The organism is Paucibacter hankyongi (assembly GCF_037482915.1).
GTDB lineage: Bacteria > Pseudomonadota > Gammaproteobacteria > Burkholderiales > Burkholderiaceae_C > Paucibacter_A > Paucibacter_A hankyongi.
In genome coordinates, this window is the sequence record NZ_JBBHJX010000004.1 from 80292 (window position 1) to 102396 (window position 22105).

General features: G+C 62.0%; 19 protein-coding genes. 5 read left to right on the plus strand and 14 right to left on the minus strand.

Translation table 11 applies throughout. From position 1 onward, the window contains the following. Positions 1 to 13 precede the first annotated feature (13 nt). The 9 genes from pheS to WG899_RS08660 form a co-directional block, all read right to left on the minus strand. Complete coding sequence (gene pheS / locus WG899_RS08620; protein WP_339595226.1) at positions 14 to 1051, minus strand: phenylalanine--tRNA ligase subunit alpha; 1038 nt, start codon at positions 1049 to 1051, stop codon at positions 14 to 16. A 155-nt stretch (positions 1052 to 1206) separates the two neighbouring features. Next, the gene (gene rplT, locus WG899_RS08625; RefSeq protein WP_263537598.1) at positions 1207 to 1563 is read right to left on the minus strand and encodes a 50S ribosomal protein L20; all 357 of its coding nucleotides are present in this window, start codon (positions 1561 to 1563) and stop codon (positions 1207 to 1209) included. Positions 1564 to 1586: 23 nt separating this feature from the next. Beyond that, the gene (gene rpmI / locus WG899_RS08630) at positions 1587 to 1790 is read right to left on the minus strand and encodes a 50S ribosomal protein L35 (protein ID WP_263537599.1); all 204 of its coding nucleotides are present in this window, start codon (positions 1788 to 1790) and stop codon (positions 1587 to 1589) included. A gap of 141 nt (positions 1791 to 1931) precedes the next feature. Continuing rightward, on the minus strand, positions 1932 to 2477 hold the full coding sequence (gene infC, locus WG899_RS08635) for a translation initiation factor IF-3 (protein ID WP_263538316.1): 546 nt from the start codon (positions 2475 to 2477) through the stop codon (positions 1932 to 1934). A gap of 71 nt (positions 2478 to 2548) precedes the next feature. Further along, positions 2549 to 4468 carry a threonine--tRNA ligase gene (thrS, locus tag WG899_RS08640; protein WP_339595227.1) on the minus strand — a complete coding sequence of 640 codons (1920 nt, stop codon included), beginning with the start codon at positions 4466 to 4468 and terminating at the stop codon, positions 2549 to 2551. Between the two features lie 266 nt (positions 4469 to 4734). Then, positions 4735 to 5832: a patatin-like phospholipase family protein gene (locus WG899_RS08645; protein WP_339595228.1), complete on the minus strand. Its 1098-nt coding sequence runs from the start codon at positions 5830 to 5832 to the stop codon at positions 4735 to 4737. A 13-nt stretch (positions 5833 to 5845) separates the two neighbouring features. After that, on the minus strand, positions 5846 to 8119 hold the full coding sequence (locus tag WG899_RS08650; protein WP_339595229.1) for a TonB-dependent receptor plug domain-containing protein: 2274 nt from the start codon (positions 8117 to 8119) through the stop codon (positions 5846 to 5848). A 177-nt stretch (positions 8120 to 8296) separates the two neighbouring features. Further along, positions 8297 to 10657 carry a Tex family protein gene (locus WG899_RS08655; protein ID WP_339595230.1) on the minus strand — a complete coding sequence of 787 codons (2361 nt, stop codon included), beginning with the start codon at positions 10655 to 10657 and terminating at the stop codon, positions 8297 to 8299. Positions 10658 to 10783: 126 nt separating this feature from the next. After that, on the minus strand, positions 10784 to 11584 hold the full coding sequence (locus WG899_RS08660) for a substrate-binding periplasmic protein (protein ID WP_339595231.1): 801 nt from the start codon (positions 11582 to 11584) through the stop codon (positions 10784 to 10786). A 232-nt stretch (positions 11585 to 11816) separates the two neighbouring features. On the opposite strand from WG899_RS08660, the gene WG899_RS08665 reads away from it, so the two are divergent. Next, entirely contained in the window at positions 11817 to 12626 is an 810-nt protein-coding gene (locus WG899_RS08665) for a MipA/OmpV family protein (protein ID WP_339595232.1), read from the plus strand. A 36-nt stretch (positions 12627 to 12662) separates the two neighbouring features. Here WG899_RS08665 and WG899_RS08670 read toward each other — a convergent pair whose 3' ends face one another. Then, positions 12663 to 13976 carry a TIGR03862 family flavoprotein gene (locus tag WG899_RS08670; RefSeq protein ID WP_339595233.1) on the minus strand — a complete coding sequence of 438 codons (1314 nt, stop codon included), beginning with the start codon at positions 13974 to 13976 and terminating at the stop codon, positions 12663 to 12665. 349 nt (positions 13977 to 14325) lie between these two features. Between WG899_RS08670 and WG899_RS08675 the strand changes: the two genes are divergently transcribed. The 3 genes from WG899_RS08675 (at position 14326) to WG899_RS08685 (ending at position 16931) form a co-directional block, all read left to right on the plus strand. Then, positions 14326 to 15006 (plus strand): polysaccharide deacetylase family protein, encoded by a 681-nt coding sequence (locus WG899_RS08675; RefSeq protein ID WP_339595234.1) that lies wholly within the window; start codon positions 14326 to 14328, stop codon positions 15004 to 15006. Beyond that, on the plus strand, positions 15003 to 16322 hold the full coding sequence (locus WG899_RS08680; protein ID WP_339595235.1) for a putative glycoside hydrolase: 1320 nt from the start codon (positions 15003 to 15005) through the stop codon (positions 16320 to 16322). The genes WG899_RS08675 and WG899_RS08680 overlap by 4 nt, the downstream gene beginning before the upstream one ends. A gap of 189 nt (positions 16323 to 16511) precedes the next feature. Further along, positions 16512 to 16931, plus strand: coding sequence for an Hsp20/alpha crystallin family protein (locus WG899_RS08685; RefSeq protein WP_339595236.1), 420 nt, complete (start codon positions 16512 to 16514; stop codon positions 16929 to 16931). 15 nt (positions 16932 to 16946) lie between these two features. Here WG899_RS08685 and WG899_RS08690 read toward each other — a convergent pair whose 3' ends face one another. Genes WG899_RS08690 through WG899_RS08705 form a run of 4 tightly spaced genes read right to left on the minus strand, consistent with a single transcriptional unit; the run spans position 16947 to position 20258 of the window. Then, a complete protein-coding gene (locus WG899_RS08690) occupies positions 16947 to 17837 on the minus strand; it encodes an SDR family oxidoreductase (RefSeq protein ID WP_339595237.1) in 891 nt (296 codons plus the stop codon). Next, positions 17834 to 18772: a glutathione S-transferase N-terminal domain-containing protein gene (locus WG899_RS08695; protein ID WP_339595238.1), complete on the minus strand. Its 939-nt coding sequence runs from the start codon at positions 18770 to 18772 to the stop codon at positions 17834 to 17836. The genes WG899_RS08690 and WG899_RS08695 overlap by 4 nt, the downstream gene beginning before the upstream one ends. Beyond that, a complete protein-coding gene (locus WG899_RS08700; protein WP_339595239.1) occupies positions 18769 to 19239 on the minus strand; it encodes a GNAT family N-acetyltransferase in 471 nt (156 codons plus the stop codon). Before WG899_RS08700 ends, WG899_RS08695 begins: the two co-directional genes overlap by 4 nt. Beyond that, entirely contained in the window at positions 19239 to 20258 is a 1020-nt protein-coding gene (locus WG899_RS08705; protein ID WP_339595240.1) for an NADP-dependent oxidoreductase, read from the minus strand. The genes WG899_RS08700 and WG899_RS08705 overlap by 1 nt, the downstream gene beginning before the upstream one ends. Before the next feature lie 254 nt (positions 20259 to 20512). Here WG899_RS08705 and WG899_RS08710 point away from each other — a divergent pair, with 254 nt between their 5' ends. Continuing rightward, entirely contained in the window at positions 20513 to 22066 is a 1554-nt protein-coding gene (locus WG899_RS08710) for a methyl-accepting chemotaxis protein (protein ID WP_339595241.1), read from the plus strand. The last annotated feature ends 39 nt before the right edge of the window (positions 22067 to 22105 follow it).

Genomic DNA, 22105 nt, shown 5'->3' on the forward strand with positions numbered 1-22105 from the left:
TGGATCTCGAGGCTTACTTGAACTGACTCAAGAAGCGCAGATCGCCGTCAAAGAACAGGCGCAGATCGTTGACGCCATAGCGCAGCATGGCCAGGCGGTCGATACCGGAGCCAAAGGCAAAGCCGATGTAACGCTCAGGGTCCAGACCCATATTGCGGATCACCTGCGGATGCACCTGGCCGGAGCCGGACACCTCCAACCAACGGCCCTTGAGCGGACCGGACTCGAACATGATGTCGATCTCAGCACTGGGCTCGGTGAAGGGGAAGTAGCTGGGGCGGAAGCGCAGCTCCAGCTGATCGGTTTCGAAGAAGCTGGTGATGAAGTTCAGATAGACCGACTTCAAATCCTTGAAGCTGATGTTCTCGCCCACCCACAGGCCTTCGACCTGATGGAACATCGGCGAGTGAGTGGCATCGCTGTCAACGCGGTAGGTGCGGCCCGGCGCAATGACGCGGATCTCGGGCATAGGCTGACCGGCGTCGATCAAGGCCTTGTGCTTCTTGACATGCTGCACTGCATAGCGGATTTGCATCGGGCTGGTGTGGGTGCGCAAGACATGACCCCCTTCCACATAGAAGGTGTCGTGCATGGAGCGCGCCGGATGGTCTTCCGGCGTATTCAAGGCCGTGAAGTTGAACCAGTCGTTTTCGATTTCGGGGCCGTCGGCCACATCGAAACCCATGGAACCGAAGATGCCTTCGATGCGCTCCATCGCACGGGTGATCGGGTGCAGCCCCCCGGTGCCACGCTGGCGGCCGGGCAGGCTGACGTCCAAGGCCTCGGCCTTGAGTTGCAATTCAAGTTCCGCGTCGGCCAGGGCCTGACGACGTGCGGTCAGCGCGGCTTCGATGCCGGACTTCAGCACATTGATCTCGGCACCACGGGCTTTCTTTTCCTCGACCGGCAAGGCGGCCAGGCTCTTCAACAATTCGGTCACGCGACCGGACTTGCCCAGAAAACGCGCCTTGGCATTCTCCAGATCGGCGGGCGTGGAGGCGGCGGCGAATTCGCCTTGGGCCGTTTGCAGCAGTTGATCGAGCTCGTTCATCGCGGTGCCGTTTTCATCAAGCGGGTCTTGAATGCAGGAAATGGGGGAAGGCAAAAAAAAAGGCCGAGCGCTGCGCACGGCCTTGAGGTTGCTGACCCCGGATCAGGCAAAGCCGATCCAGGGCTGCCGTGAGCCACTTGCGTGGCTCGCGGGCATTAAGCGAGAGCGGCCTTGACCTTGGCGAAGATGCTGGCAAAACCAGCAGGATCGTGAACAGCCAGATCAGCCAGGACCTTGCGGTCGATGTCGATCTCAGCCTTCTTCAGGCCAGCCACAAACTTGCTGTATGTCAGACCCAGGCCACGGCTTGCTGCGTTGATACGAGCAATCCACAGGGCACGGAAGACACGCTTCTTGGCACGACGGTCACGGTAGGCGTATTGGCCTGCCTTCATCACTGCCTGCTTGGCAATGCGGAAGACATTCTTACGACGACCACGGAAGCCCTTGGCTAGTGCCAGAACCTTTTTGTGACGAGCACGTGCGGTAACACCACGTTTAACGCGAGGCATAGTATTTCTCCTTCAGAAGTCGATCAGAGGCCAGCGCCGGGCAACATTTGAGCCATGTGGCCCATGTTGGTCTCGTGCACAGCGGCAGAACCACGCAGGTGGCGCTTGTTCTTGGTGGACTTCTTCGTGAGGATGTGGCGCTTGAACGCCTGTCCGCGCTTGACCGTACCACCCGGACGAACGCGGAAGCGCTTCTTGGCGCTGCTCTTGGTCTTCATTTTGGGCATGTTATTGCTCCTTTTAAGTACGTCCCAGGGGCGATTGCGGGCCTCGCAATACTTTGACCAGCCTCTGGAGACTAATAAGCCTGCCGACGACCAAATCGGCAGGCTGAAACTTTGAGACCGAAGTCTCGATGACCTTGTTGCTTAACGCTTTTTGGGCGCCAGCACCATGATCATTTGCCGGCCTTCCAGCTTGGGCATGTTTTCCACCACGGCCACATCGGACAACTCGTCGCGGATACGCTCCAGCAAACGCATACCGATGTCTTGGTGAGTAATTTCACGGCCGCGATAGCGCAGCGTGACCTTACCCTTATCACCGTCTTCAGCGATGAAGCGACGCAGATTGCGCATCTTGATCTGGTAGTCGCCTTCGTCCGTACCCGGGCGGAACTTGACTTCCTTGATCTCGATGACCTTCTGCTTGGACTTGGCCTCGGCTGCGCGCTTTTGCTCGATGTACTTGAACTTGCCGTAGTCCATCAAACGGCACACCGGAGGTGTCGCCGTGGCGGAGATTTCGACAACGTCCACATCCAACTCACCCGCCATGCGGAGTGCTTCGTGGATGCTCACAATACCGAGCGGCTCATTTTCCGGGCCGTTCAAACGGACTTCGGGAGCCATGATTTCGCGGTTCAGCCGGTGCTTGCGCTCCGGGATCGCTCGACGATCAGCAAAAGTAGCGATGGTGCATACCTTTCAACGAGCCCCAAGGCGAGAGGCCCAAACAAAGCAAAAGCGCGCCTGAATGGCAGGGATCAGACCTTGTCGGCAATGTCTTTGGAGAGCTTCGCAATGAAGTCTTCCAGAGCCATCACACCCAGATCCTGGTTGCCACGGGCGCGCACCGCAACGGCTCCATTTGCCTTCTCCTTGTCGCCAACGACGAGGATGAACGGAACCTTTTGCAAAGAATGCTCGCGGATTTTATACGTGATCTTCTCGTTGCGCAAATCAGCCTGGACTCTAAGCCCTTGTTTTTGCAGAACTTTCACGATTTCCGCGACGTAATCGGCCTGCGCGTCGGTGATATTGGCCACCATCACCTGGGTCGGCGCCAGCCAAACCGGCAGCGCGCCGGCGTGCTGTTCGATCAAGATGCCGATGAAACGCTCCAGGCTGCCGACGATGGCACGGTGCAACATCACAGGGGTCTTGCGCTGGCCATCTTCATCGACAAACTCGGCGCCCAAGCGGCCCGGCATCGAGAAGTCCACCTGCATGGTGCCGCACTGCCACTGGCGTCCCAGCGCATCCTTCAGCGTGTATTCGATCTTGGGACCGTAGAAGGCGCCGTCGCCCGGGGCGATCACGATCTCCACACCTGAAGCGCGCAGCGACTCCATCAAGGCGAACTCAGCCTTGTCCCAGACCTCGTCCGAGCCAATGCGCGCCTCGGGGCGAGTGGCCACCTTGTAGATGATGTCGGTGAAGCCAAAGTCCTTGTAGACCTTCTGCAGCAGCGCGGTGTAGTTGACGCATTCCTGCAGGATTTGGTCTTCGGTACAGAAGATGTGACCATCGTCCTGCGTGAAGCCACGCACTCGCATGATGCCGTGCAAGCCGCCGGTCGGCTCATTGCGGTGGCATTGGCCGAACTCGCCGAAACGCAGCGGCAGATCGCGGTAGCTCTTGATGCCGTGCTTGAAAATCAAGATGTGACCGGGGCAATTCATCGGCTTGAGCGCGTAATCACGCTTCTCCGACTCGGTCGTGAACATATTGTCTTTGTACTTATCCCAGTGGCCCGAGGCTTCCCACAGTGTCTTGTCCAGCAATTGCGGACCCTTGACTTCCTGGTAGCCGTTATCACGGTAGACGGCGCGCATGTACTGCTCGACCTGCTGCCAAACCGTCCAGCCCTTGGGGTGCCAGAACACCACACCCGGTGCATGCTCGTCGATATGGAACAGCTCCAGTTCCTTGCCCAGCTTACGGTGGTCGCGCTTCTCCGCCTCTTCGAGCATCAACAGATACTTCTGCAGATCATCCTTGGTAGCCCAGGCGGTGCCGTAGATGCGCTGCAATTGCTCGTTACGGTGGTCACCGCGCCAATAGGCGCCGGCCACCTTCATCAGCTTGAAGTGCTTGAGCTTGCCGGTGGAAGGAACGTGCGGGCCGCGGCACAGATCGGTGAACTTGCCTTCGGCATACAGCGACACGTCCTGGTCGGCCGGGATGCTTTCGATGATCTCGGCCTTGTAGGCTTCGCCAATGCTCTTGAAGTAAGCCACAGCCTCGTCGCGCGGCAGCACGCTGCGCGTGACCTTCTCATCCTTCTTGGCCAACTCAGTCATCTTCGATTCGATGGCAGCCAAGTCTTCCGGCGTGAAGGGACGCTTGTAGCTGAAGTCGTAATAAAAACCGTGCTCGATAACGGGGCCGATGGTGACCTGCGCCTCGGGGAAGAGTTCCTTCACCGCATAGGCCAGCAAGTGAGCGGTCGAGTGGCGGATCACCTCCAGACCGTCGGCATCCTTGTCGGTGATGATGGCCAGCTGCGTATCCGCTTCCATCAGGTAGCTGGTATCCACAATGCGGGCGGCATCACCACTGCCCACGCGGCCCGCCAAGGCGGCCTTGGCCAAACCCGCACCAATCGAGGCGGCAACGTCGGCCACAGTGACGGCTTGCGGGAATTCGCGTTTGGAACCGTCAGGCAATTGAATTGAGATCATGAGGCACTCCGAGTTTCGGCAGGTCTAACGAATTGAAATGGGAACCGGGCAAGGACAAAAAAAAACGCGGCTGGTTGCCGCGCTTTTTTGGAAACTGCGCCGTTGATCGAGCAGTTCAGACTGGAAAGATAAGGCGTGACGAAAGCGCGGCCGACTTCACCCCTGTGAAGGTGTGGTCGTAGTTCGCGGTGTCATAACCATGATGCCTTTCTCGCCCTTGTTCGTTGCTGTTGGACCAATTGTAGCCATGCTTGAAGACAAGCGGCTTACAAAGGCAAGGCCTGAATCGAAGGCTGCTCACAGGCCTGGGCAAATTCATCACGCAGGCGTTGGCTTTCGGCAATGGCGCGCAACCACGCCGTCGCGCGCGCGCTCACGTCATCACCGTAATGCTGAAAGTCAGAACGATCGGGCAGCTTGCCCAGGGGCAGCGTCTTGATCCAAGCCTGACTCGGCGCCAACAGCACCACATTGTCGAGAAAGGCGCTGGCGCGATGACGCGACTTCAGGGCCTTGTCCAGCCAGCCAGGAATGACCTGCTGCTGGAAATGCGGGTACAGCACCAAGCCCTCGCCCGCCATGGCCGCGTAGTTCAGATGCAGGTGATAGTCGGTGATGCCGCCGTCCCAGTAGGCGCCGCGCGGTGCGCCTGGAATGTCGTGCACCGCCTGCAGCCAAAACGGAATCGAGCAACTGGCCAGCAAGGCCGGCTGAAAGTTTTTCACCGTCAGCTCGACCCGATGGCTGCGGTAATCCTGCAGCGGCACAGGCAAAGCCTCACCGGGGGCGGAGAACACCACCCGGTCCAGCCAACGCCCCAAAGACCGTCGATGCAGGAGATTCGCCATGAAGGCGCCGGTATAGCCCAGCGGCGTCCGCAGGCGCCCTTCCCGCCCGAGCAGATGCCGGCCGCGTGAGGTGAACAGGTGCAGGCGATAGCGCGGATGCGTCAAGGCCAGGCTCTCCCGGTCACCAAAGAACTCATTGAGCTTGGCCGCAAAGCCTCGCGTCACGTCTTTGGCCTTGGGCATCTTGCCGGGCAGACTGTCGTAACGCTGATTCACATAGTCATGTGCCAGACGGTCGAAATCCCGCTGCGCATCAGCCGCAGAACGCCCCAAACAAGCGGTGGCCATGCGCCAGGCGCCAATCGATGCGCCCAGCAAATGCAGTTGCTGCGAACTCCGCGCCAACCAGTCGCCAAACAGATACTGATCCAGCGGCCCGAGGATCAATCCCTTGGGGCCACCGGCGGCGGCCGGCACCACGCGGATGTCTTCGGGGCGCAGACCCCGCTCCGCCAGACGCGCCCGCGCCCGAGGGCCCGCATAGATTTGCAGCGCTTGTGGACCGCTAGAACTCATGCGCCCGATCACATCAAAGCTTCAATTCCAAAGCCAGGCCAAACTGGGTCCGGCCTTCGCGCAAGACCTGGGTGCTGCCGCCATCGCTGATCAGGGTCAGGGATCGCGAATCCAGAGGCGCCAGATTGTTGGCCGAGAAACGCAGCGAGGCCGACTTGCTGAACACCCACTGCGCATACACATCCAGCGAACGCGTGTTCGACAGGTCAAAAGACTGGCTCAAGGTCTGCTGGGTCACATAGCCTGGCGTGTAGGCCAAAGACACGCCAATGCTCAGCGGCAGGCTGCTGAGGCGATAGTCAAAACCGACATTGGCCGACCACGGTTGTTGGCCGTCCAAACGATTGTTCGCCATCGGCAAGGCATCAACATTGGAGTGGTAGATGCTCAGATTGCCGCGCAGATTCAGCGCTAGCTTGGGGTCAAACATCGAAGGCAGCAACTCGCCCGCGCGACCCTTGACCTCCAGCTCCAAGCCCATGGTCTGAGCATTGGAGAAGTTCACCGGCCGCGAGACATAGCGCTGCAGCGGCGACCAATCCACCGTTTCCAGGGCCACGCGGTTGCGAATCAAGTCGCTGATGCCGCGATAGAACACGCCGACGCTGGCCATGCCGCCACCACTCAGATACTTCTCAAAGGCAACGTCCAGGCCGGTCGCCAACTCAGGCTTCAGATTCGGATTGCCCGCGCGGTCGGGGTTGAGCTCGTCGTTCGGCAAAGGCGTCACGCCGTCTGGGCCGAAGACCGGCTTCACGCTATTGGTCAAAGGGCGTGCCAGCAAGGCGTTCAGATCGGGCGCCTTGTAGCTGCGCGTCAGGCTGGCGCGAATCATGTCGCGGCCCTTGGGGTCGAGCTTGTAATTCAGGTGCCACAAGGGCGTGATCACGGTGCTGACATTGCTGAACTGCTGGTCGGTGCCGCGGCTGCTGGACTTGATGCGCTCACCGCGCAGGCCCAAATAGGTCGACCATTGCGGCGACAGTTCCCACTCGTCCTGTGCAAACAAGGCTTGGCGCTCAATGCTGGCGGCAAAGACCTGGTTGTCGTACTTGGGTTGCAGGATCTGGCCGTTTTGCGTTTGGGTGCGCAACTCGTCGCGCTTGCGCCACTCCAGATCCCAGCCCACGGTGAGGCTGTGCTCGTCACCCAGCAGCTGCGCGTACTTGCCGCCTTGAATCAGGCTGCGGTCGTGGTTGTTGCCCACGGTATTGCGAAAGGGCTGAGAACCAGCCCCTGGTGTCGGCTCGCGGTAGCTCTGGTTGTCAAAGGTGCCCTTGGAGTCTTGCAGGGTCAGCTTCAGCTCGACTCGCTGCGAGTCACTGAATCGGTTGACCCACTGCGCATTGCCACGAATGTTTTGCCAGGTGCCGTGGTTCAGCGCGTCATCGTCGGCAAAGGGTAGGTTTTGCGCGCTGGTCTTGTTGAAGGTCTGGCGGTTGTTCCAGTAGCCTTTTTGCACAAAACCTTGCAGCGCCAGGCTCTCCTCGTCGCTGATGCGCCAGTTCAGACGCGGCGCTGTGTTGAAGCCATGGCCCCAGTTGTCTTGTTCGCCCAGGCGGCTGTAGCTCTGGCGAGTTTTGTCCGCTGCGACCAAAACCCGATCGGTGGTGAATTGATTCTGGCCCCGCCACTCAAACACCGACACCGGCACCGACACCGACACATCGCCAATGCGCTCGCCATAGGTGAAAGTCGCCGAGGGCGTGGGACGCACCGCGCTGTAGCCGGTGCCCAAACGCAGATCCCGCTGGCTGACCCGAGGCGCGTCTTTCAAGATGATGTTGATGGCGCCCGCCACCGCCTGCGCGCTTTGGTCCGCGCTCGGGCCCTTGGTCACTTCGATGCGCTCCACTTGCGAAGGACTGAGCTGGTCCAGCGCAAAGCCCGGAGGCGCGGGGTCGCCATTGATCAGGATCAGCGTGTAACCCGAGCCCAGGCCGCGCATGCGCGGGCCACCGTCTTGCACCGTCACGCCAGGCAAGCGCTTGAGCACGTCGGAGACATTGGTGTCGCCGTACTTGTCCATCTCCTCGCGACCATAAATCTGCTTGGCCACCTGCGACTTGCGGCGCAGATCGGTGTCGCTTTGGCGCGCGCTGATGTCCACTCGCTCCAAGCGGCTGCTGGGCTGGCGCTGTGGCGTGTCCCCCATGCCGGGCGGGATGTCTTGAGCCTGCACAGCAGTTACGCCCAGGCCTAGGCCCAGCACGAGCAAAGAACTCAAGGTGGCACAAGCAGCCGGCACGGCACACAGGGTCAAAGGCTTCAAGACAGTGGCGGACATCGAAAGACTCACAAAATCAATGGCAAAAACGCCCGCCACCATAGCGCGCCTGCGCCTTGTTTGCAGCAGCAGAGCGATCAGACAAGGATTCAATGGGGCGATCTGCGGCGATTCGGGCCTGAAGCGCCGCCATTTCGCCACAGAAGGAGGGAGAGCGAGCCCCCTCCCCCAAGCCGCTCAGCGCTTGTTGCCGCCTTGCAGCTTGGCAAAAGCCGCAGCCATGGCGCCGCCTGCCGGCGCGGCTGCGGGGGCGGACGAGCGCCCTGCACCACCACCACCGCTGCGCTCATTGCGCGCCGCCGGGCGGTAGCTGTTGTCAGCCTTGCCGCCTTGAGCGCCGCGCTGCACCGGAGCGTCCAGCTTCATCGTCAGCGAAATGCGCTTGCGGGCAATGTCCACCTCCAAGACGCGCACCTTGACGATGTCGCCGGTCTTGACCACTTCGCGCGCATCGGTAACGAATTTATTCGACAGCTGGCTGACGTGGACCAAGCCGTCTTGATGCACGCCCAGGTCGATGAAGGCACCGAACTGGGCCACATTGGAGACCGTGCCCTCCAGCACCATGCCTTCGACCAGGTCCTTGATGTCTTCCACGCCGTCATTGAAGCGGGCCACCTTGAAGTCGGGGCGCGGGTCGCGACCCGGCTTTTCCAACTCGGCCAAGATGTCCTTGACGGTGATGGCGCCGAACTTCTCGTCGGCAAAGGCCTCGGGCCTGAGCGTGCGGATCACATCGCTCTTGCCCATCACCTCAGAAGCCGGGCGACCCACGGTCTTCAAAATGCGCTCGACCAGCGAATAGGTTTCAGGGTGCACGCCGGAGAAGTCCAGCGGGTTCTCACCTTCGCGGATGCGCAAGAAGCCGGCCGACTGCTCAAAAGTCTTGGGCCCTAAGCCCGCCACTTCGAGCAATTGCTTACGGTTTTTAAAAGCGCCATTGGCATCGCGCCAGCGCACGATGGACGAGGCCACATTGGCGGACAGGCCCGACACGCGCGAGAGCAGCGGCGCAGAGGCGGTGTTCAGGTCCACGCCCACCGAGTTCACGCAGTCTTCCACCACCGAGTCCAGCATTTTGGCCAACTCGCTTTGGTTCACATCGTGCTGGTATTGGCCGACGCCAATGCTCTTGGGGTCGATCTTCACCAACTCCGCCAGCGGGTCTTGCACCCGGCGAGCGATGGACACCGCGCCACGCAGGGTCACGTCCAGATCGGGCAGCTCTTTGGAAGCAAATTCCGAGGCCGAGTAGATCGAGGCGCCGGCCTCGCTGACCACCACCTTTTCGATCGGTGTGCCGGGCGCCAATTGCTGAATACGCTTGATCAGGTCGCCGGCCAGCTTGTCGGTCTCGCGACTGGCGGTGCCGTTGCCGATGGCGATCAGGTTGACGCCATGGGTCGCGCACAGCCGGCCCAAGGTGTGGATGGAACCTTCCCAGTCCTTCTTGGGCTCATGCGGGTAGACCACGCCGGTGTCCAGCACGCGGCCGGTGTCACTGACCACCGCCACCTTCACACCGGTGCGGATGCCGGGGTCCAGGCCCAAGACCACGCGCTTGCCGGCCGGCGCGGCCAGCAGCAGGTCGCGCAGGTTCTCGGCAAAGACCTTGATGGCCACACGCTCGGCTTCTTCGCGCAGGCGGGCGAACAGGTCGCGCTCCAAGCTCATGCTGAGCTTGACCTTCCAGGTCCAGGCCACGCATTTGCGGATCAGCGCATCACCGGGGCGGCTGCCCATGGTCCAGCCCAGATGGCGGGCAATGCGTCCTTCTGCCAAGCCGGGTTGGCCGGCCACCACTTCTTCCTCCAGCGCCAGCTTGGCGTCCAAGAACTCCAGGGTGCGGCCACGGAACACGGCCAGGGCACGGTGCGAGGGCACGGTGCGAATCGGCTCGTCGTAGTCGAAGTAGTCGCGGAACTTGGCGATGTCCGGGTTGTTCTCGTCCTTGCCGTCCATCAGCTTGGAGCGGAATAGGCCCTCGGCCCACAGCCACTCGCGCAGCTTGCCGATCAAAACGGCATCTTCGGCCCAGCGCTCGGAGAGCAGATCGCGCACGCCGTCCAACACGGCGAAGGCATCGGCAAAGCCGGCGTCGGGGTTCAGGAAGGCGGCGGCCTCGCTCATCGGGTCCAGATTCGGGTCGGCAAAGAGCTTGTCGGCCAGCGGCTCCAGCCCCGCCTCGCGGGCGATCATGCCCTTGGTGCGACGCTTTTGTTTGTAGGGCAGGTAGAGGTCTTCCAACTCCTGCTTGGTCGGCGCGGCCTCAATGGCGGCGCGCAATTCGGGCGTCAGCTTGCCCTGCTCTTCAATGCTCTTGAGCACCGCGGCGCGGCGGTCTTCCAACTCGCGCAAATAGCCCAAGCGCGCTTCCAAATCGCGCAATTGGCTGTCATCCAGCCCGTCGGTCACTTCCTTGCGATAGCGGGCGATGAAGGGCACGGTGGCGCCGCCATCGAGCAGCTCCACGGCTGCATTGACTTGGGCCGGGCGAACCTTCAGTTCGGCGGCAATTTGTAGCAGGATCTTGTCCAAAACGTCGGAGACCACTCAAAAACAGAGTCGCGCAGTTTGCCACAGGGCCCCGTAACGCCCGACGGCGCTTGGGCCGCGGAGCTGCTGAGCAAGCGCCGGCCAGAGCCAACGAAGGCCGGCCGGAGCTCAGCGCCAGCCCGTCAACCCACCATTGCGCAAGATTTTGGCGTAGCTACCGTCCGCCTTCATGCCGGCCAGCCCCTGGTCGAAGGCCCGCAACCAGGCCTCCTTTTGCGGGTGCTGTTTGCTCAGCGCCAGATAGTGGTCTTTCACCTCAAGCACCGGCCGTTTCCATTCCAATTCCTCGCGCAGTTCCGGTTCCGATCGGATCAAGTACTGGCCCAAGGCCTTGTTGCCATAGGCCAGGTCGACCCGGTCCCGCAAGAGCTTGCGCAGGCTGCTGAGCAAATCATTGCCCAGGTCAAAGCGCAGGTCCTTGGCTTCCAGTTGCGGCGGCAAGTAGGTGCCGCGTTGAATGCCGACCAAGAGGCCGGCCAAGACCTTGGGGTCGCCAAAATCGTGCTGCACGCCGCGACGACCGAAAAAGCCCAACTCCATCTGAATCATCGGTTTGGAGTAGTCAAACAACTGGTCGCGCGCCGGATTGCGCCAAACACCAAACAGCGCACAGCGCGCCGCCTCGGCGTCTTTGAGTGCACGAGCCCATGGCAAGAACTGCACCTGAACCTTCAAGCCCGAGCGACGAAATGCCTCGCTCGCGATTTCGATCAAAGGGCCTTGGCGCGGCAGGGTTTCGCTATTGAAGGGCGGGAACTCGGTCAAACACAGCGGCACTTCTTCCGCCTCGGCGGCCCAAGCGACCGTATGCAGGCAGTTCAGCAGCACCAACAAAGCAGCCAACACCGGTTGCCACGTCCCGGATCGCTCCGGACGCGGGTTTGGCGCTTGCCACAGCGACTTGATCATCCAGATCACTCCAAGACGAGCTCAAACATTGAATTTGGTACTCCGCACCAAACTACTGTCCAGTATCGCTGTTCAGCGGAGAATCCCGCCGGCCGACAAAGGTCACAAACTTCGGTCATAGTGCGTGCCTTTAGGTACGCCCGCGACTCACGAGGCCTGCCTTTTTTCGATCCTCTTGCCTGACGCCTGACTAGGCAAGTTGAAAACATTTTTTGAACTCACGCCAACTGCCATGACAACCATCGTCCGCCACACCATTGCCGCCACCCTGATCACCAGCTTGGGCCTGCTGGCCTCGACCGCGGCGCAGGCACAGTCCTTCGATGCGGCCCGCATCTACGGCGCTGCGCCCGACCGCGACGGCGGCATGCTGGCCTTGGCGGCCATTTCCGGCCATGAATATCAAGGCTCCAAGAAGACCCGCGCCTTGCTGCTGCCCGGCGTGGACTACCAGTGGAGCAATGGCTTCTTTGCCGGCACCACCAATGGCCTGGGCTTCAATTTCTCCAAACACCCGCAGATGAGCTATGGCCTGCGCGTGACCGCCGATTTCGGCCGCGACGAAGACCGTTCGCCCGCGCTGAAGGGCATGGGCGATATCGACATCCGCCCCGAGATTGGCGGCTTTTTCAACTACAACCTCAGCCAAAGCTTTGTGCTGACCTCGTCGCTGCGCTACGGTTCGGGCAATGATCGCAAGGGCATGCTGGTCGACTTTGGCGCGGTCTATCTGATGGTGCTGGCGCCACAATGGCGTCTGGGCCTGGGTGGCGCCATGACCGTGGCCAACGCGGAATACCAGCAATCGGCCTTTGGCGTCAGCCTGGCCCAGTCCGCGAGCAGCGGCTACAAGACCTACACGCCCTCGGCCGGCGTGCGCGATGTGCGCGCCAATGCGTCCTTGACCTACTCGATCGACCAGCGCACCGGCATCACCGCAGCCCTGTCGGCCAGCTCCCTGCAAGGGGACGCCAAGAACAGCCCGCTGAGCCAGGAAAAAACCAGCCTGAACGGCGTGCTCGCCGTCACCTACTTGTTCTGAGTGCGCTGCTGAAACTTGTGACTTGAGCCCTCGGGCTCAAGTGGCTGATATCGCAGATGAGGCCGCCAGCCAAGCCGCGGCGCCCTCTCCCGCCACCACACCGCTGGCCATGCTGGCGGTGAGCAGATAGCCCCCGGTGGGAGCCTCCCAGTCGAGCATTTCGCCGGCGCAGAAGATACCTGGCAAGCTTTTCAACATCAGGCCGGCATCCAACTCTGGCAAACGCACCCCGCCGGCGGTGCTGATGGCCTCGGCCACGGGTCGCGTCGAACGCAACCTCAAGGGCAAGCGTTTCAAGGCGGCAGCCAAGACCGCGGGATCGGCATAGTCCTGCTTGCTCAAGACCTCGTGCAGCAAGCCAGCCTTCAAACCTTCGATGCCCAAGCGGCTCTTCAGATGGGTGGACATCGAGCGCGGGCCGCGCGGCCGCGCGACCTCGGCTGCGACAAAGTCGGCGCTGCGATCGGGCAGCAAGTCCAGATGGATCAAGGCCTCGCCAAACTCGGCGATCTCTTCGCGCAGCAAGCCGCTGGCGGCGTAGATCAGCGAGCCCTCGAGACCGCTGGCGGTGATCACGAACTCGCCTTGGCGAGAAAAACTACGACCACTTCGCCCCTCGAAGTGAAGCGCCACCGGCTTGACCGGCAGGCCCGCAAACTTGTCGGCGAAAAATGCGCTCCAACCGATGGTTTCGGTCTCTGCTCGGGCCGGTCCCAGATCGAAGCCGCAATTGGCTGGACGTAGCCCAGCAATGTCCACACCGCGCGCGGCCAACAAAGGCACCCAGCCGGCATTGGAGCCCAGCTGTGGCCAGGAAGCGCCGCCCAAGGCCAGCACCACCGCTGAGGCAGCGACATGGCGCTCTTGGCCCGCGTGCGAGAAGCGCAGTTCACGCGCTTCGTTCCACCCCAGCCAGCGATGGTGCATATGGAATCGCACACCGGAGGCGCGCAAGCGGCTCAACCAGGCGCGCAATAGCGGTGCGGACTTCATATCGACCGGAAAGACTCGACCCGAACTGCCCACAAAGGTTTCAACCCCGAGGCCCTGCGCCCAGGCACGCAAGCCCGGCCCGTCAAGTCGCTCAAGCCACTGCCCCACCTCGGGGCAGGCCTCACCATTGCCGCTGCTGAAGCGGCTGGCAAAGGTTTCGCCCACATCGGAATGGGTCAGGTTCAACCCGCCCTTGCCGGCCAGCAAGAATTTGCGTCCGACCGAGGCCATCGCGTCGTACACGTCAACCTCAACCCCAGCGGCCCGCAGCCGTTCGGCCGCCATCAGGCCCGCTGGACCGCCGCCAATGACGATGGCGTGGCGCGTGGAATCGCTTGGAGATGTGTGCTCAGGCATGACGAGAAAGAAGGCGGAGATTGGTTCGGCAGTGTGCCAGATCACGCCCAGGCCAAGTATGCGCAAAAATAACGTTACAGGGTCTATCAAACTGGCAAGATAAAAGCGAGCTACCGGTTTCAAACCCTGCTTGCAGATGAACAGCTTGTCCGGCTCCACACCTAAGCTCAAGGCCCCGCTTGAGCCTTTGGGTTCGTTTGTCCCACCCGCGACCGCCCTGAACCGGCGCCACGTTCTAACGACGCTATTGAGCACTGCTTGGCCAGGCCTGGCGATGGCCCGGCCGACCTCTGTTCAAGCCGTACCGATCTTGGTCTACCACCGTTTCGCCGACAGTGCTGTTGACAGCATGAGCATCCGCCGTAGCCTGTTCGCGGCACATCTGGAAACGATTCACCAGCTCGGCGGTCAGGTCATTCCCTTGAGCGACTGGGTTGCCTACCGGCGCGGCGAGCTCAAGCAATTGCCCGCACGTGCGCTGGTGCTGACGGTCGATGACGGCCACCTGTCGCAATACCAGGTGATGGCGCCGCTCTTGCAGGAAGCGAGTCAAAGGACCGGCGCCGCTTGGCCCATCACCTTGTTCATCTACCCCTCGGCCATCTCAAACGCCAGCTATGCCATGAGCTGGGCACAGTTGCAGGAGCTGAGCCGGCAGAGCGGGTACAAGGTGCAATCGCACAGCTACTGGCACCCTAACTTCGCGCAAGAGCGGCGCCGGCTTGATCCGGCCGCCTTTGATCGCTTGGCACGCCAACAATTGCAGCGCTCACGCGATGTGTTGCAAGACAAGCTCGGCACCGCGGTGACGCAACTGGCCTGGCCCTTCGGACTCAGCGACGCCGGCTTGCAAGCCCTGGCGGAAGAGCTGGGCTACCACGCCGCCTTTGGCCTGGGCAACCGCGCCGCCACGCCGCAGTCGCCTCAGTTTGACGCGCCACGCTATCTGACCCTGGACAGCGTCAGCGAGCATGCCCTGGCCGCTTGGCTGAGCCAGGCCTTTCAAGCCGACAAGGAGAAGCCCACATGAACGCCCGGTTGTTCGCAGCCGCCTTGTCGCTGGCACTGGGTCTTCTCGCCCAGCCCGCCTGGGCCACCCCAAGCACCCTGCAAGGCGTAGTGCGCGACCAGCAAAGCGGCCGGCCGATTGCGCAGGCGACCGTGGTGCTGGGCCCGCACATCGTCGTCAGCGACGAGCGCGGCGGGTTCAGCCTGACGGTGGAACTCGGGCCGACGCCAAGCCAGATCAGTGCCCGCGCGCCGGGCTACCGGCGCAGCGAAAAAGTGCTGCCGATCAGCACGGATGCGCGCAACCCGCACAACCAGCCAGCAATCACGCTGAGTCTGAGCCCGCTGCGCGCCAAGGGCGTCTATTTGTCGGTCTATGGCATTGGTAGCAGCAGCCTGCGCGGCGAAGCGCTCGCCCTGATCGAAAAAACCGAACTCAATACCCTGGTCATCGATGTCAAGGGCGACCGCGGGCTGGTGCCCTATCGCAGCGCCGTCTTGGCCCGCGCGGGCCTGGGGCCGCAAACCATCATCACCGTGCGCGATATGCCGGCCCTGCTCAAGGACCTGCGGGCGCGCGGCCTTTACCTGATCGCCCGCATCGTCACCTTCAAGGACGATCCCTTGGTGGCCAAGCATCCGCAATGGGCGGTGCGCGATGCCCAGGGTGCCATCTGGAAGGACCGCGAAGGCCTGGCCTGGATCGACCCCTTTCAGCGCGCCGCCTGGACGCACAGCCTGGACATGGCCGAAGAAGCGGCGCAACTGGGTTTTGACGAGGTGCAATTCGACTACGTGCGCTTCCCCGATGCCGTGGGCCTGAGTTTCAGCCAGCCCAATCACGGACCGGACGCCGAGGCCGCCCGCGTCGCCGCCATTGGTGGCTTTCTGACGGCCGCTAGGCAACGTCTGGCCCCCTACAACGTCTTCATCTCGGCCGATATCTTCGGCTATGTCAGTTGGAACAGCAATGACACCCAGATCGGCCAACAGTTGGAAGCGCTGGCTGGCTTGGTCGACTACCTGTGCCCGATGCTCTACCCCTCCGGCTTTCATCTGGGGATTCCCGAACACCGTAACCCGATGGAGGCGCCCTACGAGATCGTCGAGCGCAGCCTGCGCCACGCGATTCAACGCACCGGCCTGCCGGGCACGCGCTTCCGTCCCTGGCTCCAAGCCTTTCGGGACTACGCCTTCGATCACCGCGACTTTGGTGAGCTTGAAATCCGCCGCCAGATCGAGGCCGCCGACAGCGTCGGCAGCAGCGGCTGGCTGCTGTGGAATCCGAAGAACCGCTACGGCAGTGCGGGCTTGGCCGAACGCAAACCGCCACCTTGAGCATCGCTGCGGCGGTGGCCGTTCAACGGGGCGATCGACCCACGACGACGTTTTTTTGATCTCTATCAACAACGCCGGCCAGCCCCTTCCTAAACTTCAATTCAGTGGGACTGGCGCTGTCCCACTGAATTGAACATCCATGCGCCAAGCTCCACTTCATTGATACAAACCTGTCACCAGGAGATGACCATGAGTGCACTGACACGCATTGATCCCTTTGATCAATCCTTTCCGGAAATCTTTCGCCGCTTTGCCCAGCCGCTGCGCTGGAGCGAGAACGCGCCGGGTGAGATTCGCCTCGACGTGACCGAGCATGCCGCCGACTACGAGGTGCGAGCCGAAATCCCGGGCGCCAAAAAGAGCGACATCCGCGTCACCGTGGACGGCGGCTTTGTATCGATCGCCGCCGAGGTCAAGCAGGAACGCGAAGAGAAAACCGGTGGCCGCGTGCTCTTGAAGGAGACCTATGTGGGCAGCGTCTCTCGCGGCTTCACGCTCGCCCATGAGGTCGATAGCAAGGGCGTGGTGGCCAAGTTCGAGGACGGCGTGCTCAAGCTGAAGCTACCCAAGCGCGAAGGCGCAGGTTCGCGGGCCATCCCAATCGACTAAAGCCGCACCTGTCCGCTACTTCAAGGCTTCGCGCAGCTTGGCGCCCAACTCGGGCCGATCTTTGAATGGATCGCTCGGGTTGCGGCTTTGCATCACGTCTTCCAGACGCGTTTGCACGCCGGCCAGCGACTGCGGATGGCTGAAGATGTAGAACTGTTCGGCCTCGATGGCCGCAAAGACCATGGCAGCCACCTCGGCCGCCGTGACCTTGCCGGCATTGACAGCCTTGTCGCTCATGGCCTGCCCGATCAACTGGCTCTGCGTCGGGCGGCCGCCCTGCAAGGCCAGCGGGCGGTTACGGTGACTCTGCGCGATGCCCGTCGGAACAAAGAAGGGGCACAAGACCGAACAGTGAATCTGCTCGGTGACCAGGGCCAGGTCTTGATAGAGCGTCTCGCTGAGAGCCACCACCGCGTGTTTGGAGACGTTGTAAACGCCCATATTCGGCGCATTCACGACCCCCGCCATGGATGCGGTGTTGACGATATGCCCCTCGAAGCTCGGGTTCGCCGCGGCGGCCTCCAGCATCATCGGCGTGAACAGGCGCAGCCCATGCACCACGCCCATCAGATTGACACCCAGGACCCAGTCCCAGTCGGCCAGGCTGTTTTCCCAGATCAGGCCGCCCGAACCCACACCGGCATTGTTGAAGACCAAATGAGGCGCGCCGAATCGGGCCTGCACCGCTTGCGCCAGTGTCTCCATCTCGGCGGCCTTCGACACATCGACCTGTTGCGCCAACAGCGGCCGCCCGCTGAACTCGGCAGCGGCGCGTTCAAGGGCATCGGCCTGCACATCGCAGAGCACCAAATTCATGCCCCTGGCCGCGGCGAGGCGCGCCAACTCAAGCCCGAAACCGGAACCCGCGCCGGTGATGACGGCGGTCTTGCCCTGGAAACTCTTCATGGGTTCAAGCCTGGTGCCTTGCGCAAAGCGTAGCCAATGCGCGGGAAATGCACATGCACCAGACCGGCTCGCGCGTCGACACGGCGCAGGCTGATGCGCTGGTGGTTCAGGCCCACCAACTCGCCGACCACCGGCTCGCGGCCATAGTCGCTGGCATTGACCTGCACCACCTCACCGGGCACGAAACCCAGGCCACTTTGCACGCTGACCGCGGCCTGCGGACCGCGGCTGCGGGCGAGCTCGATGGCGGCTTGGCTGTCCAACTTCAGACGCTCGCCATGGCCGAAGCCAGCCACCCGGTCAAACCAAGTGGCCAGCCGGACAAAGGGCTGCAAAATGCCGGTCACCGGCGGCGCCAGACGGATGAACCAGATGCTTTGTGCCACGGCAAAGTCGGCCACGCAGGGCTCGGCACCCAGCAAAAAGTCGCGCCCATCGCTCAGCAGCGCTTCCAGCCATTCCAGATAGCTCTGCAAGGCGGCGCCCGCATCGGCACTGCTGGGCCGGCGGTTGCCTTCGGTCATGGCGGCCCGATCGGCCACGAAGGCCGGCAAGAACTCCGGCGGCGCGTCGGCAAAGATGGCCGCGGCACCGGCCGGCTGAAGGGTATAGGGCACGGCAGCAAGGAACAAGCTGCCGTCGGCCCATTGCGCCAGCATCCGGTCGCTACCCAGACTGCTGGCCGGGAACAAGCTGGGGCTTGGGTAACGCGCCTCAAGTTCCTCGCACATCAGCGCGGTATCGCAGAAGATATCGCCCCCGATTTGCAGCAAAGGCGTGCGCCGGTAGCCGCCGGTCAGGGCCAGCACATCAGGCTTGGGCAACATCACGGGCACATTGACGCTGTGCCAGGCCAGGCCCTTGAAGCCGAAGATCAAGCGCATCTTTTCGGAAAAGGGTGAGCCGGCGTAGTGGTGCAGGATCAAGTCACTCATGCCGCGCTGGGCCTTTGCATATCGATGTGAACAATGCCGTCTTCGTCATAGGGTTCGGAGGTCTTCACAAAGCCCAGGCCGGCGTAGAAGCCCTCCAGATAAGCCTGTGCATTGATGGCGATCGCCTGGCCAGGCCAGAGCCGTTCGCACTCGCTGATGGCCCGCTCCATCAAGGCCCGACCGCTGCCATTGCCCCGCGCCTGCTGACCGCACACGACCCGCCCGATCTCGGGCAGCAGATGGCTCGGTCCCTTGGCCAGCGGCGGCAAGAGCCGGGCCGCCACGCGCAAGTCGCCGCTGCTTTCGTCATGGCCCAGCAAGTGCCAGGCCTGCAGATCGACGCCATCCGGGTCGAGATAGACACAGGCCTGCTCCACCACAAAAACCTGCGAGCGCAGCGCCAGGGCTTGGTACAGCGCCAGCGGGTTCAAGTCCTGCAGGCGCGCACAGGTCCAACGCAGGCCCATCAAACCAGCTTCACCAATTGCTTGCCGAAGTTGCGGCCCTTCAGCAGCCCCAGAAAGGCCTCGGGCGCGCTGGCAATGCCTTCGCTGACCGACTCACGGAACTTCAGCTTGCCGGTGGCGACCAAGGTGCCCAATTCCTTCAAGGCCTCGGGCCAGACCTCCATATGCTCGCTGACGATGAAGCCCTCGACCTTCATGCGGTTGACCAGGATCAGCTGCGGCGCGCTCATCGGGATGGGCTCACCGTTGTAGCCCGAAATCATGCCGCACATGGCAATCCGGCTGAAGGCATTGGCGCGCAGCATCACCGCGTCCAGAATCATGCCGCCGACGTTTTCGAAATGGCCATCAATGCCGTCCGGGCAAGCCGCCTTCAGGGCTGCCGAAAGCGACTTCACATCGGTGTGCTGCTTGTAGTCGATGCAGGCGTCGAAACCCAGTTCTTCGACCACGTAACGGCATTTGTCGGCGCCGCCGGCCAGGCCTACCGCCCGCGCACCTCGGGCCTTGGCGAGTTGCCCCACCACCGAGCCGACCGCGCCGCTGGCGGCGCTGACCACCACCGTCTCGCCGGCCTTGGGTTGAATGATCTTGACCAGGCCGTACCAAGCGGTCACACCCGGCATACCCACCGCGCCCAGATAGGCTGACAGCGGAATATGCGTGGCATCTACCTTCTGCAACACGCCGCGCTGGTTTGCATCCACCACAAAGTACTGCTGCCACCCGCCCATGCCGACCACTTTGTCGCCGGCGGCGAAATGGGCATTCTTTGAGGCCAGCACCTCGCCAACGGTGCCGCCCATCATCACCTCGTTCAAGGGCTGGGGTTGGGCGTAGCTCTTGCCGTCATTCATGCGGCCGCGCATATAGGGGTCCAGACTGAGGTAGTGGTTGCGCACCAAGACCTGCCCGTCCAGCAACTCGGGCACGGCGGCCTCGACCTGTTTGAAATTCTCCAGGCCGGGCTCGCCCTGTGGACGGGAGACCAGATGGATTTGATGATTGCTCAAGCTCATGGCGGAAATCCTGAATTGCTACGGTCTGATTGAGCGGCGCCACACCTGCGCCGCCTGCTGGTAAGAATTTGAACATGCACCCGCGGAGCAACGCGTCCCCGCTGTGACAAAACCCGCCGTCTAGGGTTTGCCCCTTCAAGTTGCTGATTCTGCGGCCGATATGCGAACGGATGCAGCCGTCACAAAAGTGACTTGCGGCGCTGACCTAGGCGCGCCATGATTCAAACAACCAAAAAACCGCTGGAGTTGCTTATATGAAGCTTGAAGATTTCAACATCACCAGCAAATTGATCGCGGCCTTTTCGGCTGTTGCCCTGATCGGCGGCCTGTTGGGTGGCTTCGCCATCTACAACATGAAAAAGATCAACGATGCCGATACGGCACTCTACGAGCATGAACTGGTGGGTCTGTCCCTGACCAAAGAAGCCAACGCCCAGCGTTTGCAAGCGCTGGTCTCGGTGCGGGAAGCCCTGCTGGCCACCGATGCCCAGGAGCGTGATCGTGCACTCGCCTTGATGGCCGAGTCGCGCAAGAAAACCAGCGAACTGCTGGACAGCGCGTCCAAACTCCATCTGAGCGACAAAGCCCAGAGCACGATGAAGCAATTGCGCAGTCTGTGGGAGAAAGACCAGCAGATCGCCCAAGACTTGGTGGCGCGGATTCAAAAGACCGATCTGAGTGGCTCCAATGAAGCCATCAAATTCATCAAGTCAGATGTGACCCCGCAAGGCATCCTCGTCGATCAGGCGATGGGCGCTTTTTCGCAACTGAAGGAGAGCGAGGCCAAGGGGGTGTCGGATGAGAACGATGCGCTCTACGCCAGCAGCCGCAACACGACCCTGGTGCTGATTTTGCTCAGCATTGGCGTGGGCATTGGCTTGGGCATTGGCATCAGCCGACACGTGACCCGGCCCTTGGCCGAAGCGGTGGCCGGCGCTCAAGCGATGAGCGAAGGCGATATGACGGTGCGCATGCACAGCGAGGGCCGTGACGAAACATCGCAACTGCTGCAGGCACTGGACCATATGCGCGAACGGCTGAAAGACATCGTCGTCACCGTGCGCGAGAACTCGGAAAGCGTGGCCACCGGCAGTGGAGAAATCGCGCAAGGCAATGCCGACCTCAGTCAGCGCACCGAAGAGCAAGCCAGCGCGCTGGAAGAAACCGCCGCCACCATGGATGAACTCAGCTCCACCGTGCGCAACAACGCCGACAACGCCAAGCAGGCCAATCAACTGGCCTTGGGCGCCTCGCAGGTGGCCAGCCAAGGTGGCGAGGTGGTGGGTCAGGTGGTCGAGACGATGAAGGGCATCAATGACAGCTCGAAGAAGATCTCCGACATCATCAGCGTGATCGACGGCATTGCCTTCCAGACCAATATCCTGGCGCTGAATGCGGCCGTCGAAGCGGCTCGAGCCGGTGAGCAAGGGCGCGGCTTTGCGGTCGTGGCCAGCGAGGTGCGCTCACTGGCGCAGCGCAGCGCCGAGGCGGCCAAGGAGATCAAGACCTTGATCAACGCCAGCGTTGAGCGGGTCGAGCAAGGTACGGCCCTGGTCGACAAGGCCGGCGTGACGATGACGGAAATCGTCACCGCGATTCGCCGCGTCACCGACATCGTCGGCGAGATCAGCTCGGCCAGTTCCGAGCAAAGCTCGGGCATCGCCCAGGTCGGCGAGGCCATCACGCAGATGGACAAGGTGACGCAGCAGAACGCCGCCTTGGTGGAAGAAAGCGCGGCCGCGGCCGAGAGCCTGCGCGTGCAGGCCGATCAACTGGTGCAAGCGGTGGCCATCTTCAAAGTGCGTTGACTCGGGCCCGTCCAAAGCCGCGGCCAAAGACGTGGCTTT

Excerpts from the sequence above, each read along its gene's own strand:
- WG899_RS08700 (WP_339595239.1), bottom strand. The coding sequence starts at position 19,239 with ATGGGCCTGCGTTGGACCTGTGCGCGCCTGCAGGACTTGAACCCGCTG.
- WG899_RS08675 (WP_339595234.1), top strand. The coding sequence starts at position 14,326 with ATGAGCATCCGCCGTAGCCTGTTCGCGGCACATCTGGAAACGATTCAC.
- WG899_RS08710 (WP_339595241.1), top strand. The coding sequence starts at position 20,513 with ATGAAGCTTGAAGATTTCAACATCACCAGCAAATTGATCGCGGCCTTT.
- WG899_RS08670 (WP_339595233.1), bottom strand. The coding sequence starts at position 13,976 with ATGCCTGAGCACACATCTCCAAGCGATTCCACGCGCCACGCCATCGTC.
- WG899_RS08680 (WP_339595235.1), top strand. The coding sequence starts at position 15,003 with ATGAACGCCCGGTTGTTCGCAGCCGCCTTGTCGCTGGCACTGGGTCTT.
- pheS (WP_339595226.1), bottom strand. The coding sequence starts at position 1,051 with ATGAACGAGCTCGATCAACTGCTGCAAACGGCCCAAGGCGAATTCGCC.
- rplT (WP_263537598.1), bottom strand. The coding sequence starts at position 1,563 with ATGCCTCGCGTTAAACGTGGTGTTACCGCACGTGCTCGTCACAAAAAG.
- WG899_RS08650 (WP_339595229.1), bottom strand. The coding sequence starts at position 8,119 with ATGTCCGCCACTGTCTTGAAGCCTTTGACCCTGTGTGCCGTGCCGGCT.
- WG899_RS08660 (WP_339595231.1), bottom strand. The coding sequence starts at position 11,584 with ATGATCAAGTCGCTGTGGCAAGCGCCAAACCCGCGTCCGGAGCGATCC.
- thrS (WP_339595227.1), bottom strand. The coding sequence starts at position 4,468 with ATGATCTCAATTCAATTGCCTGACGGTTCCAAACGCGAATTCCCGCAA.
- rpmI (WP_263537599.1), bottom strand. The coding sequence starts at position 1,790 with ATGCCCAAAATGAAGACCAAGAGCAGCGCCAAGAAGCGCTTCCGCGTT.
- WG899_RS08665 (WP_339595232.1), top strand. The coding sequence starts at position 11,817 with ATGACAACCATCGTCCGCCACACCATTGCCGCCACCCTGATCACCAGC.
- WG899_RS08685 (WP_339595236.1), top strand. The coding sequence starts at position 16,512 with ATGAGTGCACTGACACGCATTGATCCCTTTGATCAATCCTTTCCGGAA.
- WG899_RS08695 (WP_339595238.1), bottom strand. The coding sequence starts at position 18,772 with ATGAGTGACTTGATCCTGCACCACTACGCCGGCTCACCCTTTTCCGAA.
- WG899_RS08645 (WP_339595228.1), bottom strand. The coding sequence starts at position 5,832 with ATGAGTTCTAGCGGTCCACAAGCGCTGCAAATCTATGCGGGCCCTCGG.
- WG899_RS08705 (WP_339595240.1), bottom strand. The coding sequence starts at position 20,258 with ATGAGCTTGAGCAATCATCAAATCCATCTGGTCTCCCGTCCACAGGGC.
- WG899_RS08690 (WP_339595237.1), bottom strand. The coding sequence starts at position 17,837 with ATGAAGAGTTTCCAGGGCAAGACCGCCGTCATCACCGGCGCGGGTTCC.